Here is a 20,403-nt window from a genome sequence, read left to right as displayed (position 1 = left end):
GCTGAAACCCGTGAGGCGGCGGTAACGCGAGCGGAAGGGTCTATCGATGCAGGAAATGCTGGCGCGCACGCCGGTCTCCATGGCCAGTCGGCTGGTGATCGACGAGGTTCGCCATCACTATGGCGAGAAGGAAGCGGTGCGCGGCATCTCGCTCACGGTCGAGCCGGGCGAGATACTCTGCCTGCTCGGCGCCTCGGGCTGTGGCAAGACCACGCTGCTGCGTCTGATCGCCGGCATCGAGCGGCCGAGTTCCGGCCGCATCCTGCTGGACCGCATGGTCGTGGCGGGGCCCGACGACTTCGTGCCGCCGGAGCGGCGCAATATCGGGCTGGTGTTCCAGGACTATGCGCTGTTCCCGCATTTGACCAATCTGGAAAATGTCGCCTTCGGCCTGCGCCGGCTGACCCGCGCCGAGGGACTGGAGCAGGCGCGCCTCGCGCTGCGCCGCATGCGGCTGGAGCGCTACGCCGACGCCTTCCCCCACGCGCTTTCCGGCGGCGAGCAGCAGCGCGTCGCGCTGGCGCGGGCGCTGGTGCCCCGGCCGGGTATCCTGTTGATGGACGAGCCGTTCTCGGGCCTCGACAGCCGGCTGCGCGGGGCGGTCCGCGCCGAGACTCTGAACGTGCTGCGCGAGGCGGGGGCGACTTGCATCATCGTGACCCACGATCCCGAGGAAGCGATGCGGCTTGGCGACCGTATCGCGCTGATGCGGCGCGGTCAGCTGGTGCAGGCCGGGACACCCGAGCAACTCTACCGCGCGCCGGTGGATCTGGAGGTCGCCCGCTTCTTCTGCGAAATCAACGAGGTGGACGGACCGGTCGCCCATGGCCGTATAGAGACGCCGCTCGGCCGCTTCGCCGCGCCGGGGCTGGCGGACAGCGTGGAGGCGGTTGCGGCCATTCGTCCGCAGGGCGTCGAGCTGCGGGCGCCGGGATCGGGCATACCGGGGCGGGTGATGACCCACAAATTCCTTGGCGAGCTGGATTTCTACGAGGTCGCGGTGCAGGGGCTGGACCATCCGCTGATCGTGCGGCGCCGCACCCAGGCCGGCCTAGCCTGTGGGCATGACGTAGGTGTGCACATAGATCCGGCAGAGGTTCTTGTCTTCGCCGCAACCCGGCCCTAGTGTCCCTTCTGAATTGCGGTGCGCCGCCGTCAGGGGCCGGCCGCGTACCCACGAGGGAGTTTTGACTATGGGTTCATTGAGCATCTGGCATTGGATCATCGTGCTGGTGGTCGTTCTGCTCCTGTTCGGTCGTGGCAAGCTGTCCGAGCTGATGGGCGACGCCGCCAAGGGCATCAAGGCCTTCAAGAAGGGCATGGCTGACGACGACGAGACGCCGCCCGCCAAGCCGGCCGAGCCGGTTCGTACGCTCGACCACCAGGCCAGCGTCGACGCCGAGCGCACCAAGGTCGGCTGATTCCCGTGTATCGGGACCCCATCGGATCGGAGAGGGGCCGTGTTGACGCGGCCTCGGCGTGACTCATGTTTGATATCGGCTGGTCCGAATTCTTGGTGGTCGGCATCGTCGCGCTGGTCGTGATCGGGCCGAAGGAACTGCCGGGCGTGCTGCGCACGGTCGGCAAGTCCGTGGGGAAACTGCGCCGCATGGCCGGCGAGTTTCAGGGACAGTTCCAGGAGGCGTTGCGGGAGGCCGATCTCGTCGACCTCAAAAAGGATCTGACCGGCTTCGCCGATGACGCGAAGGGCACCGTCAGCAGCTTCGTGGACGACACGAAGAACAGCATTTCCGGTGCACTGCCTTCCAACCCGCTGCTCGACATCGAGAGTGAGTTGAAGGCGGCGACCACCGGGGTCGAGCGCGCGGACCTGCCCTCGGCCGATCCGGTTCAGGCGCAACTGCCCGAGCCGACGGAGCTGGAGAGCAACGCCTTCGAGACCATCGAGGACGAGGTGCGCAACGCCGCCGCCAAGCTCGACACGCCCTCCAGCCTGTCCGCTGCCGCGTCGGTGCCGGTACCACCCGCGCCGGTGCCGCCCGTGGCTTCCGCAACACCGGCAGCGTCTGCTGCGCCGGTGCCGCCTGAACAGCCCAAGCGCGTGCGCAAGGCCAAGGAGCCGGCGGCCGGCGGCGATGCCGTCACCGAGCCCGCGCCGAAGCCGAAGAGGGTGCGCGCGGCCAAGACCTCCTCGGCCGAGCCGGAGGTGGCGGACGCGGTCGCCGCGCTGGACGGTCCGGCTCCCAATCCACCGGCCAAGCCCCGACGCAAGCCGCGCGTCAAGGCGCCGGGCAACAATGATGAAGGCCCGGCGGCATGAGCCAGGATGAAGTCGACGCCTCCAAGGCGCCGCTGATCGAGCATCTGATCGAGCTGCGCACGCGGCTGATCAAGTCGCTGATCGCGTTTTTCATCGCGTTCTTTGCCTGCTTCATGCTGGGCAAGTTCATCTACAACATTCTGCTGTGGCCCTATGAGTTCGCGGCCGGCGGCACCGAGAATGTGAAGCTGATCTACACCGCGCCGCAGGAATTCCTGTTCACCCAGATCAAGCTCGGCATGTTCGGGGCGGCGTTCATCTCCTTCCCGGTGGTGGCGACGCAGATCTACATGTTCGTGGCGCCGGGGCTCTACAAGCATGAGCGCGGGCTGTTCGTGCCCTACCTCATCGCGACGCCGGTATGCTTCCTCATCGGCGCGGCCTTCGTCTATTTCGTCGCCATGCCTCTGGCGATGACCTATTTCATCTCGATGCAGCAGGCGGCCGGGCCGGGCTCGGCGGAAATCTCGCTGCTGCCGCAGGTCAGCGAATATCTCTCGCTGATCATGACGCTGATCTTCGCCTTCGGCATCTGCTTCCAGCTTCCGGTGATCCTGACCCTGCTGGCGCAGATCGGCTTCGTGACCTCGCAACAGCTCAGGAAATTCCGGCGCTACGCCATTGTCGGCGTGTTCGTCGCGGCCGCGGTGCTCACCCCGCCGGACGTGGTGAGCCAGTTCGCTCTGGCGATCCCGACCCTGCTCCTCTATGAGGTCTCGGTCTACCTCGTGCGCATGGTCGAGAAGAAGCGCGCGACGGCGGATCAGGCCGGGGATGAAAGCCCCGCCGCCTGAGGGCTTAACGGCAGGTCTTTCAAGGACGGACTTCCATGCACGACATCAAATGGATCCGCGAGGAACCGCAGGGTCTCGTTGACGCATTGGCACGGCGCGGCACGCCGGAATCCGAGGCGCGGTCGCTGGTGGAATCGTTGCTCTCGCTGGACGAGACCCGCCGCGCCGGCATCGTGAAACTGGAAGAGCTGCAGGCCCGCCGCAACGCCGTCTCCAAGGAGATCGGCGCCGCCAAGAAGGCCGGCGACAACTCGCTCGCCGAAGTGCTGATGGCCGAGGTCGGCAAGCTCAAGACCGACATTCCCAAACTGGAACGGGATGTGAAGGCGGCGGAAGCGGAGCTGCACGCCAAGCTCGCGGCGATCCCCAACGTCCCGCTGCCCGACGTGCCTCCCGGCGCCGACGAGCACGACAATGTGGAAGTGCCGGCCCGGCGGTACAGTGAGCCGCCCAGCTACGCCTTCCCGCCGAAGCAGCATTTCGAGATCGGCGAGGCGCTCGGCCAGATGGATTTCGAGGCGGCGGCCAAGCTCTCCGGCGCGCGCTTCGTGGTGCTGAAGAACAAGCTCGCGCGGCTGGAGCGCGCTATCGGCCAATTCTTCCTCAACACCCATGTCGAGGAGCACGGCCTGACTGAGGTCGCCCCGCCGGTTCTGGTGAAGGACGAGGCGATGTTCGGCACGGCGCAGCTGCCGAAGTTTGAGGAGGATCAGTTTTTCACTGATCCTCGGACGCCTGACTGGGTGGAGCATACGATGCGGGCGATTGAGCGCTTCGCCAAGTCGACCCTTGGTCGCGGCGAGCGGACATTCAGTCGAGCCGACATTGATGCGGTCATTGAGAACGTTGCAAAAAGCGCCTCAAGTGCTTTCATGATCGAGGACTATTGGGCGACGATCGATACGGATGCCGAGAAGCCTTTTACGGCAAAGCGCCTCGGGCTCATCCCCACCGCCGAAGTGCCGCTGACCAATCTTGTCGCCAACGCCATCCTCTCCGAGGAGGAACTCCCGCTGCGCCTCACCGCGCTCACCCCGTGCTTCCGTGCGGAGGCGGGGTCGGCGGGGCGTGATACGCGCGGCATGATCCGCCAGCACCAGTTCAACAAGGTGGAGATGGTCACCATCTGCACCCCGGAGAACTCGCCGGCCGAGCAGGAGCGCATGCTGGATTGCGCGCAGAACGTGCTGAAGAAGCTCGACCTGCCGCATCGCGTGGTGATGCTGTGCACCGGCGACATGGGCTTTGCCTCGGGCAAGACCTTTGACATCGAGGTCTGGCTGCCGGGACAGAACGCGTTCCGCGAGATTTCCTCGGTCTCGACCTGCACCGACTTCCAGGCGCGCCGCATGAATGCGCGCTATCGGTCGGCGGGGGCCAAGTCCCCGCGCTTCCTGCACACGCTCAACGGTTCGGGCGTCGCGGTCGGCCGCGCCATGGTGGCGGTGCTGGAGACCTACCAGAACGCCGACGGCTCGGTCACCGTGCCCGACGTGCTGGTGCCCTATATGGGCGGGCTGACCCGCATCGAGGCGTGAGGCTTGCGGGTCGGGGCTGGCGGATCGTAATGGCCGGGCTTCACCCGGCCATCCATGCCTTGACCGTGCAGAAGACGTGGATCCCCCGGCCAGGCCCGGGGCTGACGCGGTTGTGGAGGACGAGACGGGCATGCGCATTCTGGTCACCAATGATGACGGCATCCACGCGCCGGGGCTGGATGCCTGCGCGAACATTGCCCGCGCGCTGTCGGACGATGTGTGGGTGGTGGCACCGGAATTCGACCAGTCCGGCGTCTCGCATTCGCTCTCGCTGTCCGATCCGCTGCGCCTGCGCCAGGTCTCGGAGAAGCGCTTCGCGGTGAAGGGCACGCCGACCGACTGCGTGATCATGGCGGTGCGCCACATCATGAAGGACGCCAAGCCCGACCTCGTGCTCTCCGGCGTCAATCGCGGGCAGAACGTGGCGGAGGATGTCGGCTATTCCGGCACGGTGGCCGGCGCCATGGAAGGCACGGTGCTCGGCATCCCCTCCATCGCGCTGTCGCAGGCCTATGGCTTCGAGACCCGCAGCGCGCCGCCCTATACGGTGGCCGAGCATTTCGGCCCCGGCGTGGTGCGCGAGCTGCTGGACGAGGGCATTCCCCCCGGCATCGTGCTCAACGTGAACTTCCCGAACCGGCCCATCGACGAGGTGAAGGGCGTGGCGATCACCGCGCAGGGCCGTCGCGACCAGGACCTGATCCGCATCGAGCCGCGCGCCGACGGGCGCGGCAATCCCTATTACTGGATCGCCTTCGAGAAGCGCATCTTCGAGACCGTGAACGGCTCGGACCTCCACGCGCTGGATGAGGGGCGCATCTCGGTGACGCCGCTGCGCCTCGACATGACCGACGAGCCGATGATGACGCAGCTCGCCCGGCGCTTCGCGCGCTGAACGGGGCAGGGGGCGAGGGTGGCGGCGGCGAAGGACGATGCGGTCGAGCGGGCCGAGCTGCTGCTGTCGCTGCGCAAGCGCGGCATACGCGACCGGCTGGTGATGCGCGCCTTCGAGCAGGTGCCCCGCGAGCGCTTCATCGAGCCGCCGTTCCGCCCGCTGGCCTGGGCCGACCAGGCATTGCCGATCGATTGCGGCCAGTCGATCAGCCAACCCTCGGTGCTGGCGCTCGCCACCGAGTCGCTTGACCTGACGCCGGCCCACAGCGTGCTGGAGATCGGCACCGGCAGCGGCTACTACGCCGCCATCCTCGGCTCGATCGCCCGCCATGTGGTCACGGTGGAGCGCTTTCGCACCCTCGTCCATGCCAGCGCGGTGCGCCTGCGTCAGATCGGGCTGGCCAATGTCGAGGTGGTGCATGGCGACGGCCGGCTCGGCCATCCGTCCCGCGCGCCCTATGACCGGATCGTGATCAGCGCGGCGGTGCGCGACATTCCGCCCGCCCTGCTGGCCCAACTCGCCCCCGACGGCGTGCTGATCGCCCCCATCGGCCCGCCCGACGAGACCCAGATGCTGGCCCGCTTCGTGCCGGGAGTCGCCGGGCTGGTACGCCGCGACCTCGCCCCGGTGCGCTTCGTGCCGCTGCTGCCTGGCGTCGCTTCGGTGCTCTAAGGCCTGGTGCCGCAACACCTTGCCGCGAAATTGCCGCGGTGTGTGCTTTTGCGTGGCGGATTTAAGCCGACGTTTACCTATACGCCGCTTTAATTCACGGGTGTTTAGCGTTCGGGTGTGTGCGATGCGTAACTTCCTGTCGACGTCGGGGTCCCAGTCGTTCTTGCGTCTGTCGATCGTCGCCCTTCTTGGGGGATCGGCGGCGGCATGCAGCTCGGATACCGCGCGGTTCAGTAATCCAAATGCCAGCCCGTTCGCCAGCCAGGGCGCCCCGGCCTATACCGGCTCGGTCGCAAGCGCGCCGACCGGCGCGGTGCAGCGCGGGCCGATCAACGGAGCGCCGCAGCAGGTAGCGAGCGCCACTCCCGGCCCTTACGGTGCCGCGCCCGCCGGCTACGGCGCGCCGCAGGCCGCCGCTGCGCCCGCCTATGGCGCGAACGCCCCCTATGTCTCGCCGAACTATGCCGCTCATGTGCCCGCCCAGACCCAGCAGGCACTCTACGGCGCCCAGCCGGTCGCCGCTGCCCAGCAGGCCGTGGCCGCGGCGCCGACGCAGCTTGCCGCTGTCGCCCAGCCGGCACAGGCCGCGATGCAGAACACCGTGGCGCAGGCCGCCGCTCCGGTGCGCTCCGCCAGCGCCGCCGCCGGCGCGCATGTCGTCACCAGCGGGCAGACCCTTTCCTCGCTGTCTCGCCAGTACGGCGTCTCCCGCACGGAGCTGGCCGCGGCCAATGGGCTCGATCCCAATGCCTCGGTGCGCATCGGCCAGAAGCTGAACATTCCGGGCGCCGCGACCACGGCGATTGCCGCCGCAACCCCCAAGGCCACGCAGGCGGCCGTTGCCGCGGTTCCCGCCGCCAAGCCGTTGGTCGCCGCCGCGACGCCGGCCGTGACCGCTGCGGCGACGCAGGCGGTCGCGACCGCCTCCGCCGAGCCCAAGGCGCAGACCATCGCCGCCGTGAAGCCGGCGCAGTCCGCCGATGACGTGCGGAGCGACAGCGGGGTGCAGTTCCGCTGGCCGGTGCGCGGCCGGGTGATCTCCGGCTTCGGTCCCAAGCCTGGCGGGCAGCAGAATGAAGGCATCAACGTCTCGGTGCCGGAAGGCACCTCGGTCAAGGCGGCCGAGGATGGCGTCGTCGCCTATGCCGGCAGCGAGCTCAAGGGCTACGGCAACCTCGTGCTGATCAAGCATGCCGATGGCTGGGTCACCGCCTATGCCCATAACAGCACGCTCGACGTGAAGAAGGGCGATACCGTCAAGCGCGGTCAGGTGATCGCCAAGGCCGGCCAGACCGGCTCGGTGACCTCGCCGCAGGTGCACTTCGAAATCCGCAAGGGTTCGCAGCCGGTCGATCCATCCCAGCACCTCGCCGGGCTCTGAGCTCGCAGGAACAGCCCGCCGACATCAAGAGGGGAGAGAGGGCCGATGCCCTCTCTCCCTTTCGCGTTTGATCGCTAGCCGGCGAGCGGCACACCGAGCCGGCCGGCAACATCCTGCACATATTGCCACGCGGTGCGGCCGGAGCGGGCGCCGCGCGTGGTCGACCATTCCAGCGCCTCGCGGCGGAGCGTCTCGGCGTCGACCGGGATATTGAAATGGGCGACATAGCCTTCGACCATCGCCAGATAATCGTCCTGGCTGCATTTGTGGAAGCCGAGCCACAGGCCGAAGCGGTCGGAAAGCGAGACCTTCTCCTCCACCGCCTCGCCGGGATTGATCGCGGTCGAGCGCTCGTTCTCCACCATCTCGCGGGCGAGGATGTGCCGGCGGTTCGAGGTGGCGTAGAAGATCACATTGTCCGGCCGCCCCTCGATGCCGCCCTCCAGCACCGCCTTCAACGACTTGTAGGAGGTATCGTCCGCGTCGAAGGAGAGGTCGTCGCAGAACACGACGAATCGGAACGGCGAGCCGCGCATCAGCGCCATCAGCGCCGGCAGGGTCTCGATGTCCTCGCGATGGATCTCGACCAGCTTGAGCGGCAGCTTGCCTTCCTTCGCCGTCTCCTCGTTGACCGAGGCGTGGGACGCCTTGACCAGCGAACTCTTGCCCATGCCGCGCGCGCCCCAGAGCAGAGCGTTGTTGGCCGGCAGGCCGCGCGCGAAGCGCAGGGTGTTGTCGACCAGCAGATCGCGCGTGCGGTCGATGCCGCGCAGCAACTCCATGTCGACCTTGGAAACGCGCGGCACCGGCTCCAGCCGGCGCAGGTCCGCCTGCCAGATGAAGGCGTCGGCCGCGGTGAAATCGGCCGGTTCCGCACGGGCGGGGGCGAGGCGCTCCAAGGCCTCGGCGATGCGGGTGAGGACGGCGCCGAGATCTTCCGGGGTGTGGGTCATGGTCAGGCTCCTTGCCGGACCGGACATACCCACAGGCGAGGGGGGCGGCAAGGCATGGCGGGCCGGTAATTGCCGGCGGTTCGACGGGTTTTCACAACCGTGACCCGAACGCGTGCGCACAGCGTTTGCAATCGGCAGGCGCGTCAGTATAGTCCGCGCCGCTTCAACGGGCCTGCGGCCCAGCTCGTGTCTCGACGGACAAGGAACCCACATGTTCATTACGCCCGCCTATGCGCAGGCCGGAGGCCCCGGCGGCACCGACATGCTGATGTCGCTGCTGCCCTTCGTGCTGATCTTCGTCATCATGTACTTCCTCATTCTGCGCCCGCAGCAGAAGAAGGTTAAGGCGCACCAGGAACTGGTGAAGAGCGTTCGCCGCGGCGACACCGTCGTCACCTCCGGCGGCCTGATCGGCAAGGTTGCGCGCGTCATCGACGACACCGAGATCGAACTGCAGATCGGCGAGGGCGTGAAGATCCGCCAGCTCCGCGGCATGATTTCCGACGTGCGCGCCAAGGGCGAGCCCGCCAAGGAAGACAGCGCCGACTGAGGCGTCGAGCCGGGCGTCCACCCGGCGGACGCCTGCTTCGGGTGAGCGCCCGGAAAGAACAACATGCTCTACTTTTCCAAATGGAAGGCGCTGGCGACCGTGGTCTTTTCCGCGGTCATGTGCCTGATGATCGTGCCGAGCCTGTTGTCGCCGGCCGCTTACGACAGTCTGCCGAGCTTCCTTCAGCGTAAGATCGTGCTGGGTCTCGACCTGCAGGGCGGTTCGTATATCGTCCTGCAGGTGGAGCAGTCGGAAGTGCGCAAGGCGCGGCTCGAAATGCTCCGCGACGATGCGCGCCGCGTGCTGCGCGATGCCCGCGTCGGCTATAGCGGCCTGAATATCCAGGGCGATTCCGTTCAGGTCCGCATTCGTGAGGGCCAGGACGCGGAGGCCGCGCTCACCCAGCTGCGCACACTTGCCCAGCCCATCGGCGGCGCGCTGGCCTCGAGCGGCCAGCTCGATACCGACGTGACGCGCGACGGCGACGTGATCAGCCTCACGCCCACCTCGACCGGCATCCAGGCACGCACCATCCAGGCGGTGTCTCAGTCAATCGAGATCGTGCGCAAGCGCATCGACCAGCTCGGCACGACCGAGCCCTCGATCCAGCGCCAGGGTTCCGATCGCATCCAGGTTCAGGTGCCCGGACTTCAGGACCCGTCGCGTCTCAAGGCGTTGCTCGGCCAGACCGCCAAGCTGTCTTTCCGTCTCGTCGATATGTCGGTCAATCCGCAGCAGGCGTTGCAGACCCGGCCGCCGGCGGGCACGGAGATCCTGTACTCGCAGGACCAGCCGCCGGTTCCCTATGTGGTCGAGCAGCGTGCGCTGGTGCAGGGCGAGGACCTGACCGACGCGCAGCCGAGCTTCGATCCCAATACGCGTGAGCCGGTGGTCACCTTCCGTTTCAATTCCAACGGTGCGCGGCGCTTTGCCGAGGCCACCCAGCAGAATGTCGGGCGTCCCTTCGCCATCGTGCTCGACAATCAAGTGATTTCCGCTCCGGTGATCCGCGAGCCGATCACCGGCGGCTCCGGCCAGATCAGCGGCAACTTCACCGTCCAGCAGGCCAACGACCTCGCCATCCTGCTGCGCGCCGGCGCGCTGCCGGTGCCGCTGCAGGTGGTGGAAGAGCGCACGGTCGGCCCCGGCCTCGGCGCCGATTCGATCCGCTCGGGCGTCATGGCCTCGATCGTCGGCGCGCTTGCCGTCGCCGCGTTTATGATCGCGACCTACGGCCTGTTCGGCGTGGTGGCGGTGCTCGCGGTCGCGGTCAATGTCGGTATGATCTTCGGTGCGCTGGCCATGCTGGGTGCGACGCTGACCCTGCCGGGCATCGCCGGCGTGGTGCTCACCGTCGGCATCGCGGTGGATTCCAACGTGCTGATCTATGAGCGCATCCGCGAGGAAGCGCGCGCCGGACGCTCGGCGATCTCGGCGATCGATGCCGGCTTCACCCGCGCCCTGGCGACGATTCTCGATTCGAACATCACCACCTTCATCGCGGCGGCGGTGCTGTTCTATATCGGCTCGGGCCCGGTGCGCGGCTTCGCCATCACCTTCGGCATCGGCATCATTACCACGGTGTTCACGGCCTTCACGCTGACCCGCCTGATGGTCTCGCTCTGGGTGCGCTGGAAGCGTCCCCAGCGCGTGCCGATCTGAGAAAGGCGAGAGCTTCCATGCGTCTGCTTCGCATCGTCCCGGACGATACCAAATTCGACTTCATCCGCTTCCGGCGCATCAGCTTCCCGATCTCGGCGCTGCTGTCGATCGTGGCGCTGGTGGCGTTCTTCACGCTCGGCCTGAATTTCGGCATCGACTTCAAGGGCGGCACGCTGCTTGAAGTGCGTTACCCGAACCAGACGCTGAACATCGGCGATGTGCGCTCAAAGCTGGAGGCCCTCGAACTCGGCGAGGTGCAGATTCAGGAAATCGGCAGCGACGGCGAAGTGCTGATCCGCGTTGCCCAGCAGCCGGGTGGCGAGAGCGCACAGCAGGCCGTGGTCGGCAAGGTGCGTGCCGCGCTCGGCGATCAGGTCGAGTATCGCCGCGTCGAGGTGGTGGGACCGCGCGTCTCGCAGGAGTTGCTGAGCTACGGCATCGTGGGCCTGATGCTGGCGGTGTTCTGCATCCTGATCTACCTCTGGTTCCGCTTCGAATGGCAGTTCGCGCTCGGCGCCTCGATCGCGAATTTCCACGACATCGTGCTCACCATCGGGTTCATGGCGATCTTCCAGATCGACTTCGACCTGACCAGCGTCGCCGCGCTGCTGACGATTCTCGGCTACTCGCTGAACGATACGATCGTCATCTATGACCGAATCCGCGAAATGCTGCGGCGCTACAAGAAGATGCCGACCGACGAATTGCTCAACCAGTCGATCAATTCGACGCTCTCGCGCTCGGTGATCACCCATGTCACCGTCACGCTGGCGCTGCTGGCGCTGGTGCTGTTCGGCGGGCGGGCGATCCATTCCTTCTCGATCACGATGATGTTCGGCGTGGTGCTGGTCGGCACCTACACCTCGATCTTCATTGCCTCGCCGCTGCTGATCTATCTCGGCGTCACCACCCGCACCATGGCGGAAAAGGACGGCGCGGAGGACAAGCGCGAGCAGAGGGCGGAGCGCCCGGCGCGCTGAGGAGCACATGGCGACACCCGACGCACATCTGCCGCGCCAGGTGCCCGTGGAAGGCTACGGGAAGGGCTTCTTCCACTTCGCCGGCATGGCCTCGTCCGGCTCCATCCTCGCTTTGCCGTCCGGCATTCATGCCTGGGCGCCCGTGCGCGCGGCGGATATCGACGCGGCCGCGCTCGCCGAGGTGTTCCGGCAGGCCGAGGCTATCCAGATGCTGATCATCGGCACCGGGCTGGAGCCGTGGCCGGTGCCGGAGGCGCTGCGCTGGCGCCTGCGCGATGTCGGCATCGGTGTCGACGCGATGCCCACGCGCGCGGCGGCCTCCACCTATAACGTGCTGCTCGACGAGGGCCGGGCCGTCGCCGCCGCGCTGCTGGCGCTGCCGTGACCGCCGCGCCGGGAACCCGCTCATGAGCCAGACCGACACCGATCATTGCGCGGCGCTGGTGCGCGGACTGGACCGCGACCGCTATGTCAGCGACCTCTACGCCCCGACGGACCGCAGGCCGGCGCTGTTCGCGCTGCATGCCTTCAATGTCGAGGTGTCGCGGGTGCGCGAGGCGATCACCAATCCGCTCGCCGGCGAGGTGCGCCTGCAATGGTGGAGCGAGGCGCTGATCGGCGGCGCGCGAGGCGATGTGCGCGCCAATCCGGTGGCGGCGGCGCTGCTCGACGCCGTGGAGACCTACAGCCTGCCGCGCGACGCCTTCTTCGCCCTGCTCGATGCGCGGGTGTTCGATCTTTATGACGACGCCATGCCGAGCGTGAACGACCTGGAGGGCTATGCCGGGGAGACGTCCTCGGCGCTGATCCGCCTTGCCACGCTGGTTCTGAGCGGGTCGGCGGACCGGGCCTCGGCGGAAGCGGCCGGTCATGCCGGGGTCGCCTATGCGGTGACCGGCCTGCTGCGCGCCTTTCCCAACCATGCCCGGCGCGGCCAGTGCTACCTGCCGCTCGACATATTGAAAGCCCATGGCCTGGCCCGCGAGGATGCGGTGTCCGGCCGGGCGAGCCCGGCGCTGCGAGCCGCGCTCGGTGATCTCGGCGTGCTGGCACGCAAGCATTACGAGCTGGCATTGGCGGCATTGGCGGAGGTCGACGCCGCGAATCTGCCGGCCTTCCTGCCGCTGGCACTGGTGCCGGGTGACCTCGACCGGCTCGGACGCCGCGCCGATCCGTTCGCGCCTGCCGAGCCGGTTTCGCCCCTCGGCCGTTTCTGGCGTCTGTGGCGCGCCTCGCGCAAGCTGCGCAGCGCCTTCCGGGCGTGAACCGTGCAAGATTGACGTGCCAGTCCCCCGTCTTCCATAAGGCGTGTGGTCTGAAGTGGTTTGATGGTCCCGCTGGTCACAGGATTTGAGATGCTCCCGCAGCCCCAGGCGTCCCTGAAGCCGAACACCTATGCCTACGAGACCGTGCCGCTGGTGAAGCCGACGGGCTTTCGCGAGTATGACGCGCGCTGGTTGTTTGGCAGCGAGATCAACCTGATGGGCGTGCAGGCGCTCGGTCTTGGGCTTGGTACGCTGATCCACGAACTCGGCATCCGGCCGGAAATCGTCACCGGCCACGATTTCCGCGGCTATTCCTCGTCGATCAAGCAGGCGCTGACCCTCGGGCTGATGAGCGCGGGAATCACGGTGCATGATATCGGGCTGGCACTCTCGCCCATGGCCTATTTTGCGCAGTTCGCGCTCGATATTCCCTGTGTCGCCATGGTCACCGCCTCCCATAACGACAATGGATGGACCGGGGTTAAGATGGGCGTGAACCGGCCCATGACCTTCGGTCCCGACGAGATGAGCCGGCTCAAGGAAATCGTGCTGGCGGGCGCCGGCGTTCAGCGTCCGGGCGGCGCGTATCGCTATGTCGAGAACTTCCCGGAAATCTATATCAAGGACCTCACCGACCGGCCGAAACTCAGGCACCCGATCAAGGCCGTGGTGGCCTGCGGCAACGGCACGGCGGGCGCCTTCGCGCCGGGGATCCTTGAGGCGCTGGGCGTCGAGGTGGTGCCGCTCGATACTCAACTCGACCACTCGTTCCCGAAATACAATCCGAACCCCGAAGACATGGAAATGCTGCACGCCATGCGCGATGCGGTGCTGGAATCGGGCGCGGATGTCGGCCTCGGCTTCGATGGCGATGGCGACCGCTGCGGCGTGGTGGACGATACCGGCGAGGAGATCTTCGCCGACAAGGTGGGCGTGATGCTCGCCCGCGACCTCTCCGCCCTCTATCCCGGCTCGACCTTCGTGGTCGACGTGAAGTCGACCGGCCTGTTCGTCACCGACCCGGTGCTGATCGCCAACGGCGCCAAGGCGGATTACTGGAAGACCGGCCATTCCTACATGAAGCGCCGGGTGAACGAGAGCGGCGCGCTGGTCGGATTCGAGAAGTCGGGCCACTACTTCTTCAACACGCCGATCGGGCGCGGCTACGATGATGGCCTGGTCTCGGCCATCGCCATTCTCGACATGCTCGACCGCAATCCGGGCAAGAAGCTGTCGCACCTCAAGGAGGCACTGCCCAAGACCTGGTCCTCGCCCACCATGTCGCCGCATTGCCCGGACGAGAAGAAATACGGCGTGGTCGACGCCGTGGTGAAGCACTTCGAGGGCATGCTGCTGCGCGGCGACAAGATTGACGGCCAGTCCATCCGTGACCTCGTGACCGTCAACGGCGTGCGCGTCACCGCGGAGGATGGCTCGTGGGGACTGGTGCGCGCCTCCTCCAACAAGCCGGAGCTGGTCGTGGTCGTGGAAAGCCCGGTCTCGAAGGAGCGCATGTACGACATGTTCAAGCTGGTGGACGGCGTGCTGCGCACCCATCCGGACGTCGGCGCCTATAATCAGAGCCTGTGAGCGGCACGACAGCCGCCCTGGCGCCCCTAGGCCGCTGATACGGCCGGGGGCGTTGCTCAGCGCGAGAAGCCGCCCCAGAGCCTGCGCCCCGCCAGCAGACGACGGCCCAGCGAGCCCACGATGAGGCCCGCGCCCGCGCCGAGAACCCCAGAGGCGAACTGCTCCAACTCGGCGCTGCGGGTCGCGGTGTAGCTCTGCGCGACTTCGAGGCCGGCGGCCAAGACCATCAACAGGATGCTGGCGACGATGCGCAGCTGCCGCGAGCCGATGCCGAGCGTCAGCAGCACGCCGGTGCCGGCATAGGCGGCGAAATGCTCCAGATCTTTCCCGACGCCGGTGCGCTCGATCGAGCCGGCGGGCAGCAGGGACAGCAGAGGCAGCGCAATCAGGCAGGCTACCGCGCCGATCCGCGAGGCACTCTCGATCACTCCGAGCAGGAGAGGGCGCAGGGGGGCCGGCGAGCTGGCTTCCGTCATCGAGCCTTAAGGCCCTTGGCGATGCGATCGAAGGCCTGAAGCTGTTCGACCAGCGCTTCAAACTGGTTCAGCGGCACCATGTTCGGCCCGTCGGACGGCGCGTGGTCCGGGTCGGGGTGGGTCTCGATAAAGACGCCGGCGACGCCCACGGCAACCGCCGCGCGCGCCAGCACCGGCACGAATTCACGCTGCCCGCCGGAGGAGGTGCCCTTGCCGCCGGGCTGCTGCACCGAATGGGTGGCATCGAAGATCACCGGCGCGCCGGTGCCTTCCGCCATGATCGGCAGCGACCGCATGTCGGTCACCAGCGTGTTATAGCCGAAGGAGGCGCCGCGCTCGGTCACCATCACGTTCGCATTGCCACTGTCGGTAACCTTCGCGACCACATTGGTCATGTCCCAGGGCGCGAGGAACTGGCCCTTCTTGACGTTGACCACGCGGCCGGTCTGCGCCGCCGCGATCAGAAGATCGGTCTGGCGGCACAGGAAGGCGGGGATCTGCAGCACGTCCACCACCTCGGCGGCGGGGGCGCACTGGTCGATCTCGTGAATGTCGGTCAGCGTGGGCAGGCCGTAGCGCTCGCGGATCTCGGCGAAGACCGGCAGCGCGCCGGAAAGCCCCATGCCGCGCGCGCCATGGATCGAGGTGCGGTTGGCCTTGTCGAACGAGGCCTTGAACACAACGCCGATGCCGCGCCGATCCGCGATTTCCTTGATGGCGGCGGCGCATTCCAGCGCGTGCTCGCGGCTCTCCATCTGGCAGGGGCCGGCGATCAGCGCGAGCGGCAGCTCATTGCCGAAGCGGACGGAGCCGGCACTCACCACGGAATTGGCCTTGATGCCGCTCATCGGCGTCTCCTCGGTCGGCGCGGGTCGCGGCGGTCAGATGACGCCGGCGCGCAGAAGGTCATGAATGTGAAGAATACCGACGGGCGTGCCCTCGCTCTCGACGAACAGCACGGTGATCTGCCGCCGACTCATGGCGCCGAGCGCGGCGCTGGCGAATTCGTCGGGCGCGACGGTCAGCGGAGAGGCCGTCATCACCTGCTCCACCGGAAGGCTCAGCAGGTCGGTCGTCATTTTGCGGCGTAGGTCGCCGTCGGTGACGATCCCGATCAGGCGGCCGCTGCCATCCACCACGCCGCAGCAGCCGAAGCGCTTGCCGGTGATCTCGATCAGCGCTTCGCTCATGGGCGTCGCGACCGCGACCAGCGGCACGGTCTCCTCGGCATGCATCAGGTCCGAGACCTTGAGCAGCCGGGCGCCGAGTTTGCCGCCGGGATGGAACACACGAAAATCGGAGGCCGAGAAACCACGCCTCTCCAGCAGCGCCACCGCCAGCGCATCGCCGAGCGCGAGTTGCAGCAGGGTGGAGGTTGTGGGCGCCAGCCCGTTCGGGCAGGCCTCCTCGGCGCGGGGCAGCACCAGTGCGACATTGGCCGCGCGGCCGAGCGTCGAGCCGGCATTGGAGGTGATCGCCAGAAGAGGGTTGGCGAAGCGGCGGGCATAGTCGACGACATCGCCGAGTTCGGCGGTCTCGCCCGACCAGGAAATCGCCAGCAGCACGTCGTCCTGCGTCACCATGCCGAGGTCGCCATGGCTGGCCTCGGCCGCGTGCAGGAACAGGGCCGGCGTGCCGGTCGAGGCCAAAGTCGCGGCGATCTTGCGGCCGATATGTCCGCTCTTGCCCATGCCGGTGACGATGACGCGGCCCCGCGCCTGCTCGATCAGCCCGATCGCGGCTTCGAGCGCCTCGCCGAGCGCGCCTTCCACCGCCTCGCCGAGCGCGGCAAGGCCGCCGGCTTCGACGGCGAGGGTTCGGCGCGCACTTGCGCGGATGTCGGCGAGCGGCGCGATCACGGGGTTTTCCGAGCGGGCAAGGCCCAAGGCATATACTCCTGGCTGGCCCGCCACGTCTTCCGGTCAGGTCGCGGAACGGCGGCGGGGGCTTCGGCCCCGGTGACATAAGCGGCAATGGGCCGGGATGCAATGGAGAGCGGTCCGGAGCGGGGGGGGGGGGGCGCCTGCGCGGCGGCCGGACATGACGAGGCCCCGGATCGCGAAATCCGGGGCCTTGGGTCGACGGAGGGGTACGCGCGACGCGATCAGCTGCGGTTGTAGACGTCTTCTAGCCGCACGATGTCGTCCTCGCCGAGATAGGAACCGGTCTGGACCTCGATCAGCTCCAGCGGAATCTTTCCGGGATTGGCGAGGCGATGCACGCCGCCAAGCGGCAGATAGGTCGATTCGTTCTCGCGGACTTCGAACACCCTGCCGTCGAGCGTGACCTCGGCAGTGCCCTTCACCACGATCCAGTGCTCGGCGCGGTGATAGTGCTTCTGGAGCGAGAGCCGCCCGCCGGGCTCCACCACGATCTTCTTCACATGGAAGCGCTCGCCGCGGCAGATGGTCTGGTAGGTGCCCCAGGGGCGGTGCGCCTTCACATGCTCGCTGGCGGCGTTGCGCTGCTCGCTCTTGAGCTTGGCCACGAGCGGCTTGACGTCCTGCGCACGATTGGCGGGCATCACCAGCACCGCGTCCTCCGTCGCGACCACCGCCACATTGTCGAGGCCGATGGTCGCGACCAGCGGGCCTTCCGAGTGGATGAAGTTGTTGTGCGAATCCAGCATCGTCACCGGGCCGTGGACGACATTGCCGGCGGCGTCGCCCTTGGCGAGCGCGCGCAGCGCGTCCCAGCTTCCAATGTCCGACCAGCGGAACGTACCCGCGACCACGGCGGCGCGCTTGGTGCGCTCCATCACCGCGAAATCGATCGACTTAGAGGGCGAGTTGGCAAAGGCTTTCGGGTCGAGACGCACGAAGCCGAGGTCGTCGGTCGCGCTCTCCACCGATTCACGCACCGCCCCGACGATGGCGGGCTCGAAGCGGGCGGCTTCCTCGATCAGGAGCGAGGCCGGGAACATGAAGTTACCCGAGTTCCAGAGATAGCCTTCCGCGATGTAGCGCTCGGCTGTGGCGGCGTCGGGTTTCTCCACGAAGCTCGCCACGGCCTTGACGCCCGCCGTGTCCAGCGGCGCACCGGAGCGGATATAGCCATAAGCGGTCGAGGGCTCGGTCGGCGTGATGCCGAACGTGACGATATGGCCCTGGCTCGCGCCCGCAGCAGCGGTGCGGCAGGCATCGATGAACAGGTCGTCGTCGAGCACGACATGATCGGCCGCGAGTGCCAGCACAAGGCAGTTCTCACCCGCGAGGCGCTGGGCGATCATCGCGGCGGCGAGCAGCGCCGGGCCGGAATCGCGGCGCGCCGGCTCCAGCACCACCTTGGCCTCGATCCCGATATCGCTGGCCTGCCGGCGGGCGAAGAACCGGAAATCCTCGTGGGTGAGCACGATCGGTGCGGTGAACAGCGTGGAATCGGCAACCCGGGCCAGCGTCGCCTGATACATGGTGCGCTCGCCAGCCAGCGGCTGGAACTGCTTGGGCAGGCTGTCCCGAGAGACCGGCCATAGCCGCGTACCGCTGCCGCCGGCGAGGATCACAGGCACGATGGGGGATGTGGGGGGCATTGTGTGATTCCACGCGGAGCAGGCCCGATCGGCCGCCAATGGGCCTTCTGACCCTTCAATACAGGGCAGCATGCCGGAAATCGGCCCTCGGGCCAAGCCGAATGGCGTGCGCGCCGCCACAACCTCCCGTTGGGCGCGGGAACCGGCGCGGCCCGGGCGCGTTTGCATGCTGGCGGGCGCCGTGGTGCGCGTCTGAGATCGGGGGAAGACGTGGATATCTGGCGTGGCGCGGGGGCTGGATCGACCGTCACTGGAGTGCCCCCGGAGCTGCCGGCCGACTCGGTGCAGCAGATACGCAATGAGCGCCTCTGGCTGCGAGTCAGTCAGGTTTCGATCACGCTTATCGCGCTCATCGTGCTGGCGGGCGCGATGGTGGCCGCGCGATCAGTGCTGATTCCCATCGTGGCCGCCGTGATCATCGGCAGCGTGATCGGCCCGGCGATGGAGGCGCTGACCAAGCGCGGCATTCCGACCGCCGTCACCTCGCTTGTGCTGGTCGCCGCGATCATCGCCGCGATCTATGGCGTCGCCAGCGTGTTGTCCGGCCCGCTCGCCGAGTGGATCGCCCGTGCGCCGGAGATCGGGGCGACGCTTCAGGAGCGCTTCGCCTCCTTCAAGCCGGCCATGGCGCGCATCTCGTCCTTCTTCGATTCGATCGAGGCGATCGGCCGTGCGGCGGAGGCGCCGATGACGGTTGCCGTCGCCGATTCGCGGATGCTGGAGAGCGTGCTGAGCCTGGTCACGCCGGCGATCGGTGAGTTTATACTGTTCGTCGGCTCGCTGCTGTTCTTCCTCGCGGGTCGCACCCAGATCAAGCGCAAGGTGGTGCAGGCGATGACGCCACGCTCGACCCGGCTTGCGACGCTGCGCGTGTTCCGCGAGATCGAGGAGCGGCTCGGCGCCTATCTGATCGCCGCGACCTCCATCAATATCGGCCTCGGCATCGCGACCACCGCCATGACCTGGGCGCTCGGCCTGCCCAACGCGCTGCTATGGGGCGCGCTGGCGGGCGTGCTCAATTACGTGCCTTATGTCGGCCCGGCCGTGATGACGCTGATCCTCACCATCGCCGGCATCGTCACCTTTCCGACCCTGGTCCCCGCCCTGTTGCCGGCGGCGGCGTTTCTGGTGATCACCAGCATCGAGGGGCAGGTGCTGACGCCGCTCATCGTCGGGCGGCGCGTGTCGCTCAATCCGTTCGCGGTTTTCCTGTCCATGGCGCTGTGGACCTGGCTCTGGGGGCCGGTCGGTACATTCCTCGCCGTGCCGCTTTTGATCGCCGCCATGGCGACCATGGACGGCATTCTCGCGGGGCGCCGTCCACAATTGCCGGGCTGATCGCTTGTGGATGACGTCAGACGCGCTTGACACCCGGCGGGGGCTGCCGTAATTCCCGCCCCACTCGACGCGGCGCCCACGGCGCTCCGACGTTGGGGGTGTAGCTCAGTTGGTTAGAGCGCCGGCCTGTCACGCCGGAGGTCGCGGGTTCGAGCCCCGTCACTCCCGCCACTCAATTCCCCACATATCATCCGAATTGCTCGCCACGCGGTCGTCGCGCGCCGACGCCCCGCTTTAGCGGGGCGTGGCTTTGCTGGTGGCTTCCTTCTCGTCGTCCTCGCCGGCAAGCACGCTCTGCTGCGGATTGCCGCTGCGGGCATGGCCGGGCGATTTCGGGCCAAGCCGATCGGGGCTCTTGCGAGTTTCGCCGGGCTTGGCCTTGTCCTTGTTGTGCTGCTCGGAAATGATCATCGTGGCCTCCTGATGTTGTCAGGAGACAACCCGCGCCGGTGGCCTCGCGTTCCGCACGAAAGCGAAATGCGAGTGAGGCGAGGGCCCG

General features: G+C 67.4%; 21 protein-coding genes and 1 tRNA gene. 16 read left to right on the top strand and 6 right to left on the bottom strand.

Going from position 1 to position 20,403, the window contains the following annotated elements:
• Positions 1-46 precede the first annotated feature (46 nt).
• The 8 genes from MKI84_RS09610 (at position 47) to MKI84_RS09575 (ending at position 7,561) form a co-directional block, all read left to right on the top strand.
• The gene (locus MKI84_RS09610; protein WP_241618958.1) at positions 47-1,126 is read left to right on the top strand and encodes an ABC transporter ATP-binding protein; all 1,080 of its coding nucleotides are present in this window, start codon (positions 47-49) and stop codon (positions 1,124-1,126) included.
• Positions 1,127-1,193: 67 nt separating this feature from the next.
• The gene (locus tag MKI84_RS09605; protein WP_241618956.1) at positions 1,194-1,421 is read left to right on the top strand and encodes a twin-arginine translocase TatA/TatE family subunit; all 228 of its coding nucleotides are present in this window, start codon (positions 1,194-1,196) and stop codon (positions 1,419-1,421) included.
• 65 nt (positions 1,422-1,486) lie between these two features.
• Complete coding sequence (tatB, locus tag MKI84_RS09600) at positions 1,487-2,281, top strand: Sec-independent protein translocase protein TatB (RefSeq protein WP_241618953.1); 795 nt, start codon at positions 1,487-1,489, stop codon at positions 2,279-2,281.
• Complete coding sequence (tatC, locus tag MKI84_RS09595) at positions 2,278-3,075, top strand: twin-arginine translocase subunit TatC (protein WP_241618951.1); 798 nt, start codon at positions 2,278-2,280, stop codon at positions 3,073-3,075. The genes tatB and tatC overlap by 4 nt, the downstream gene beginning before the upstream one ends.
• 35 nt (positions 3,076-3,110) lie before the next feature.
• Complete coding sequence (gene serS, locus MKI84_RS09590) at positions 3,111-4,613, top strand: serine--tRNA ligase (protein WP_241618949.1); 1,503 nt, start codon at positions 3,111-3,113, stop codon at positions 4,611-4,613.
• A gap of 130 nt (positions 4,614-4,743) precedes the next feature.
• The gene (gene surE / locus MKI84_RS09585; protein ID WP_241618947.1) at positions 4,744-5,508 is read left to right on the top strand and encodes a 5'/3'-nucleotidase SurE; all 765 of its coding nucleotides are present in this window, start codon (positions 4,744-4,746) and stop codon (positions 5,506-5,508) included.
• 18 nt (positions 5,509-5,526) lie between these two features.
• Positions 5,527-6,180 (top strand): protein-L-isoaspartate(D-aspartate) O-methyltransferase, encoded by a 654-nt coding sequence (locus MKI84_RS09580; protein ID WP_241618944.1) that lies wholly within the window; start codon positions 5,527-5,529, stop codon positions 6,178-6,180.
• A gap of 124 nt (positions 6,181-6,304) precedes the next feature.
• Positions 6,305-7,561: a M23 family metallopeptidase gene (locus tag MKI84_RS09575; protein WP_241618942.1), complete on the top strand. Its 1,257-nt coding sequence runs from the start codon at positions 6,305-6,307 to the stop codon at positions 7,559-7,561.
• Positions 7,562-7,635: 74 nt separating this feature from the next.
• Here the strand turns inward: MKI84_RS09575 and MKI84_RS09570 are convergent, their stop codons facing one another.
• On the bottom strand, positions 7,636-8,514 hold the full coding sequence (locus tag MKI84_RS09570; protein WP_241618940.1) for an ATP-binding protein: 879 nt from the start codon (positions 8,512-8,514) through the stop codon (positions 7,636-7,638).
• A 211-nt stretch (positions 8,515-8,725) separates the two neighbouring features.
• Between MKI84_RS09570 and yajC the strand changes: the two genes are divergently transcribed.
• From yajC to MKI84_RS09540, 6 genes are all read left to right on the top strand, one after another.
• Positions 8,726-9,064, top strand: coding sequence for a preprotein translocase subunit YajC (gene yajC / locus MKI84_RS09565; protein ID WP_241618938.1), 339 nt, complete (start codon positions 8,726-8,728; stop codon positions 9,062-9,064).
• Between the two features lie 63 nt (positions 9,065-9,127).
• Positions 9,128-10,726 (top strand): protein translocase subunit SecD, encoded by a 1,599-nt coding sequence (secD, locus tag MKI84_RS09560; protein WP_241618935.1) that lies wholly within the window; start codon positions 9,128-9,130, stop codon positions 10,724-10,726.
• A gap of 17 nt (positions 10,727-10,743) precedes the next feature.
• Complete coding sequence (gene secF, locus MKI84_RS09555; RefSeq protein ID WP_241618933.1) at positions 10,744-11,706, top strand: protein translocase subunit SecF; 963 nt, start codon at positions 10,744-10,746, stop codon at positions 11,704-11,706.
• Positions 11,707-11,713: 7 nt separating this feature from the next.
• Complete coding sequence (locus tag MKI84_RS09550; protein WP_241618931.1) at positions 11,714-12,091, top strand: Mth938-like domain-containing protein; 378 nt, start codon at positions 11,714-11,716, stop codon at positions 12,089-12,091.
• Between the two features lie 22 nt (positions 12,092-12,113).
• On the top strand, positions 12,114-12,971 hold the full coding sequence (locus tag MKI84_RS09545; RefSeq protein ID WP_241618929.1) for a phytoene/squalene synthase family protein: 858 nt from the start codon (positions 12,114-12,116) through the stop codon (positions 12,969-12,971).
• A 90-nt stretch (positions 12,972-13,061) separates the two neighbouring features.
• Entirely contained in the window at positions 13,062-14,561 is a 1,500-nt protein-coding gene (locus MKI84_RS09540; protein ID WP_241618927.1) for a phosphomannomutase/phosphoglucomutase, read from the top strand.
• A gap of 56 nt (positions 14,562-14,617) precedes the next feature.
• Here MKI84_RS09540 and MKI84_RS09535 read toward each other — a convergent pair whose 3' ends face one another.
• The 4 genes from MKI84_RS09535 to MKI84_RS09520 form a co-directional block, all read right to left on the bottom strand.
• The gene (locus MKI84_RS09535) at positions 14,618-15,037 is read right to left on the bottom strand and encodes a VanZ family protein (protein ID WP_241618926.1); all 420 of its coding nucleotides are present in this window, start codon (positions 15,035-15,037) and stop codon (positions 14,618-14,620) included.
• On the bottom strand, positions 15,034-15,885 hold the full coding sequence (gene kdsA / locus MKI84_RS09530; protein WP_241618925.1) for a 3-deoxy-8-phosphooctulonate synthase: 852 nt from the start codon (positions 15,883-15,885) through the stop codon (positions 15,034-15,036). The genes MKI84_RS09535 and kdsA overlap by 4 nt, the downstream gene beginning before the upstream one ends.
• 33 nt (positions 15,886-15,918) lie before the next feature.
• Positions 15,919-16,896 (bottom strand): KpsF/GutQ family sugar-phosphate isomerase, encoded by a 978-nt coding sequence (locus tag MKI84_RS09525; RefSeq protein ID WP_241618922.1) that lies wholly within the window; start codon positions 16,894-16,896, stop codon positions 15,919-15,921.
• A gap of 245 nt (positions 16,897-17,141) precedes the next feature.
• Positions 17,142-18,566, bottom strand: a complete 1,425-nt coding sequence (locus tag MKI84_RS09520; RefSeq protein ID WP_241618919.1) for a mannose-1-phosphate guanylyltransferase/mannose-6-phosphate isomerase — start codon at positions 18,564-18,566, stop codon at positions 17,142-17,144.
• Positions 18,567-18,776: 210 nt separating this feature from the next.
• Here MKI84_RS09520 and MKI84_RS09515 point away from each other — a divergent pair, with 210 nt between their 5' ends.
• The gene (locus tag MKI84_RS09515) at positions 18,777-19,904 is read left to right on the top strand and encodes an AI-2E family transporter (protein ID WP_241618917.1); all 1,128 of its coding nucleotides are present in this window, start codon (positions 18,777-18,779) and stop codon (positions 19,902-19,904) included.
• 94 nt (positions 19,905-19,998) lie between these two features.
• Positions 19,999-20,075: transfer RNA gene (locus MKI84_RS09510), tRNA-Asp, on the top strand.
• A gap of 63 nt (positions 20,076-20,138) precedes the next feature.
• Here MKI84_RS09510 and MKI84_RS09505 read toward each other — a convergent pair.
• On the bottom strand, positions 20,139-20,315 hold the full coding sequence (locus tag MKI84_RS09505; protein WP_241618916.1) for a hypothetical protein: 177 nt from the start codon (positions 20,313-20,315) through the stop codon (positions 20,139-20,141).
• Positions 20,316-20,403 lie beyond the last annotated feature (88 nt).

Source organism: Ancylobacter gelatini (assembly GCF_022601675.1).
In the GTDB taxonomy this organism is placed as follows: Bacteria; Pseudomonadota; Alphaproteobacteria; order Rhizobiales; family Xanthobacteraceae; genus Ancylobacter; species Ancylobacter gelatini.
The sequence above is the reverse complement of the archived record's forward strand: the minus strand, read 5'-3'. Positions and strand labels throughout refer to the sequence as shown.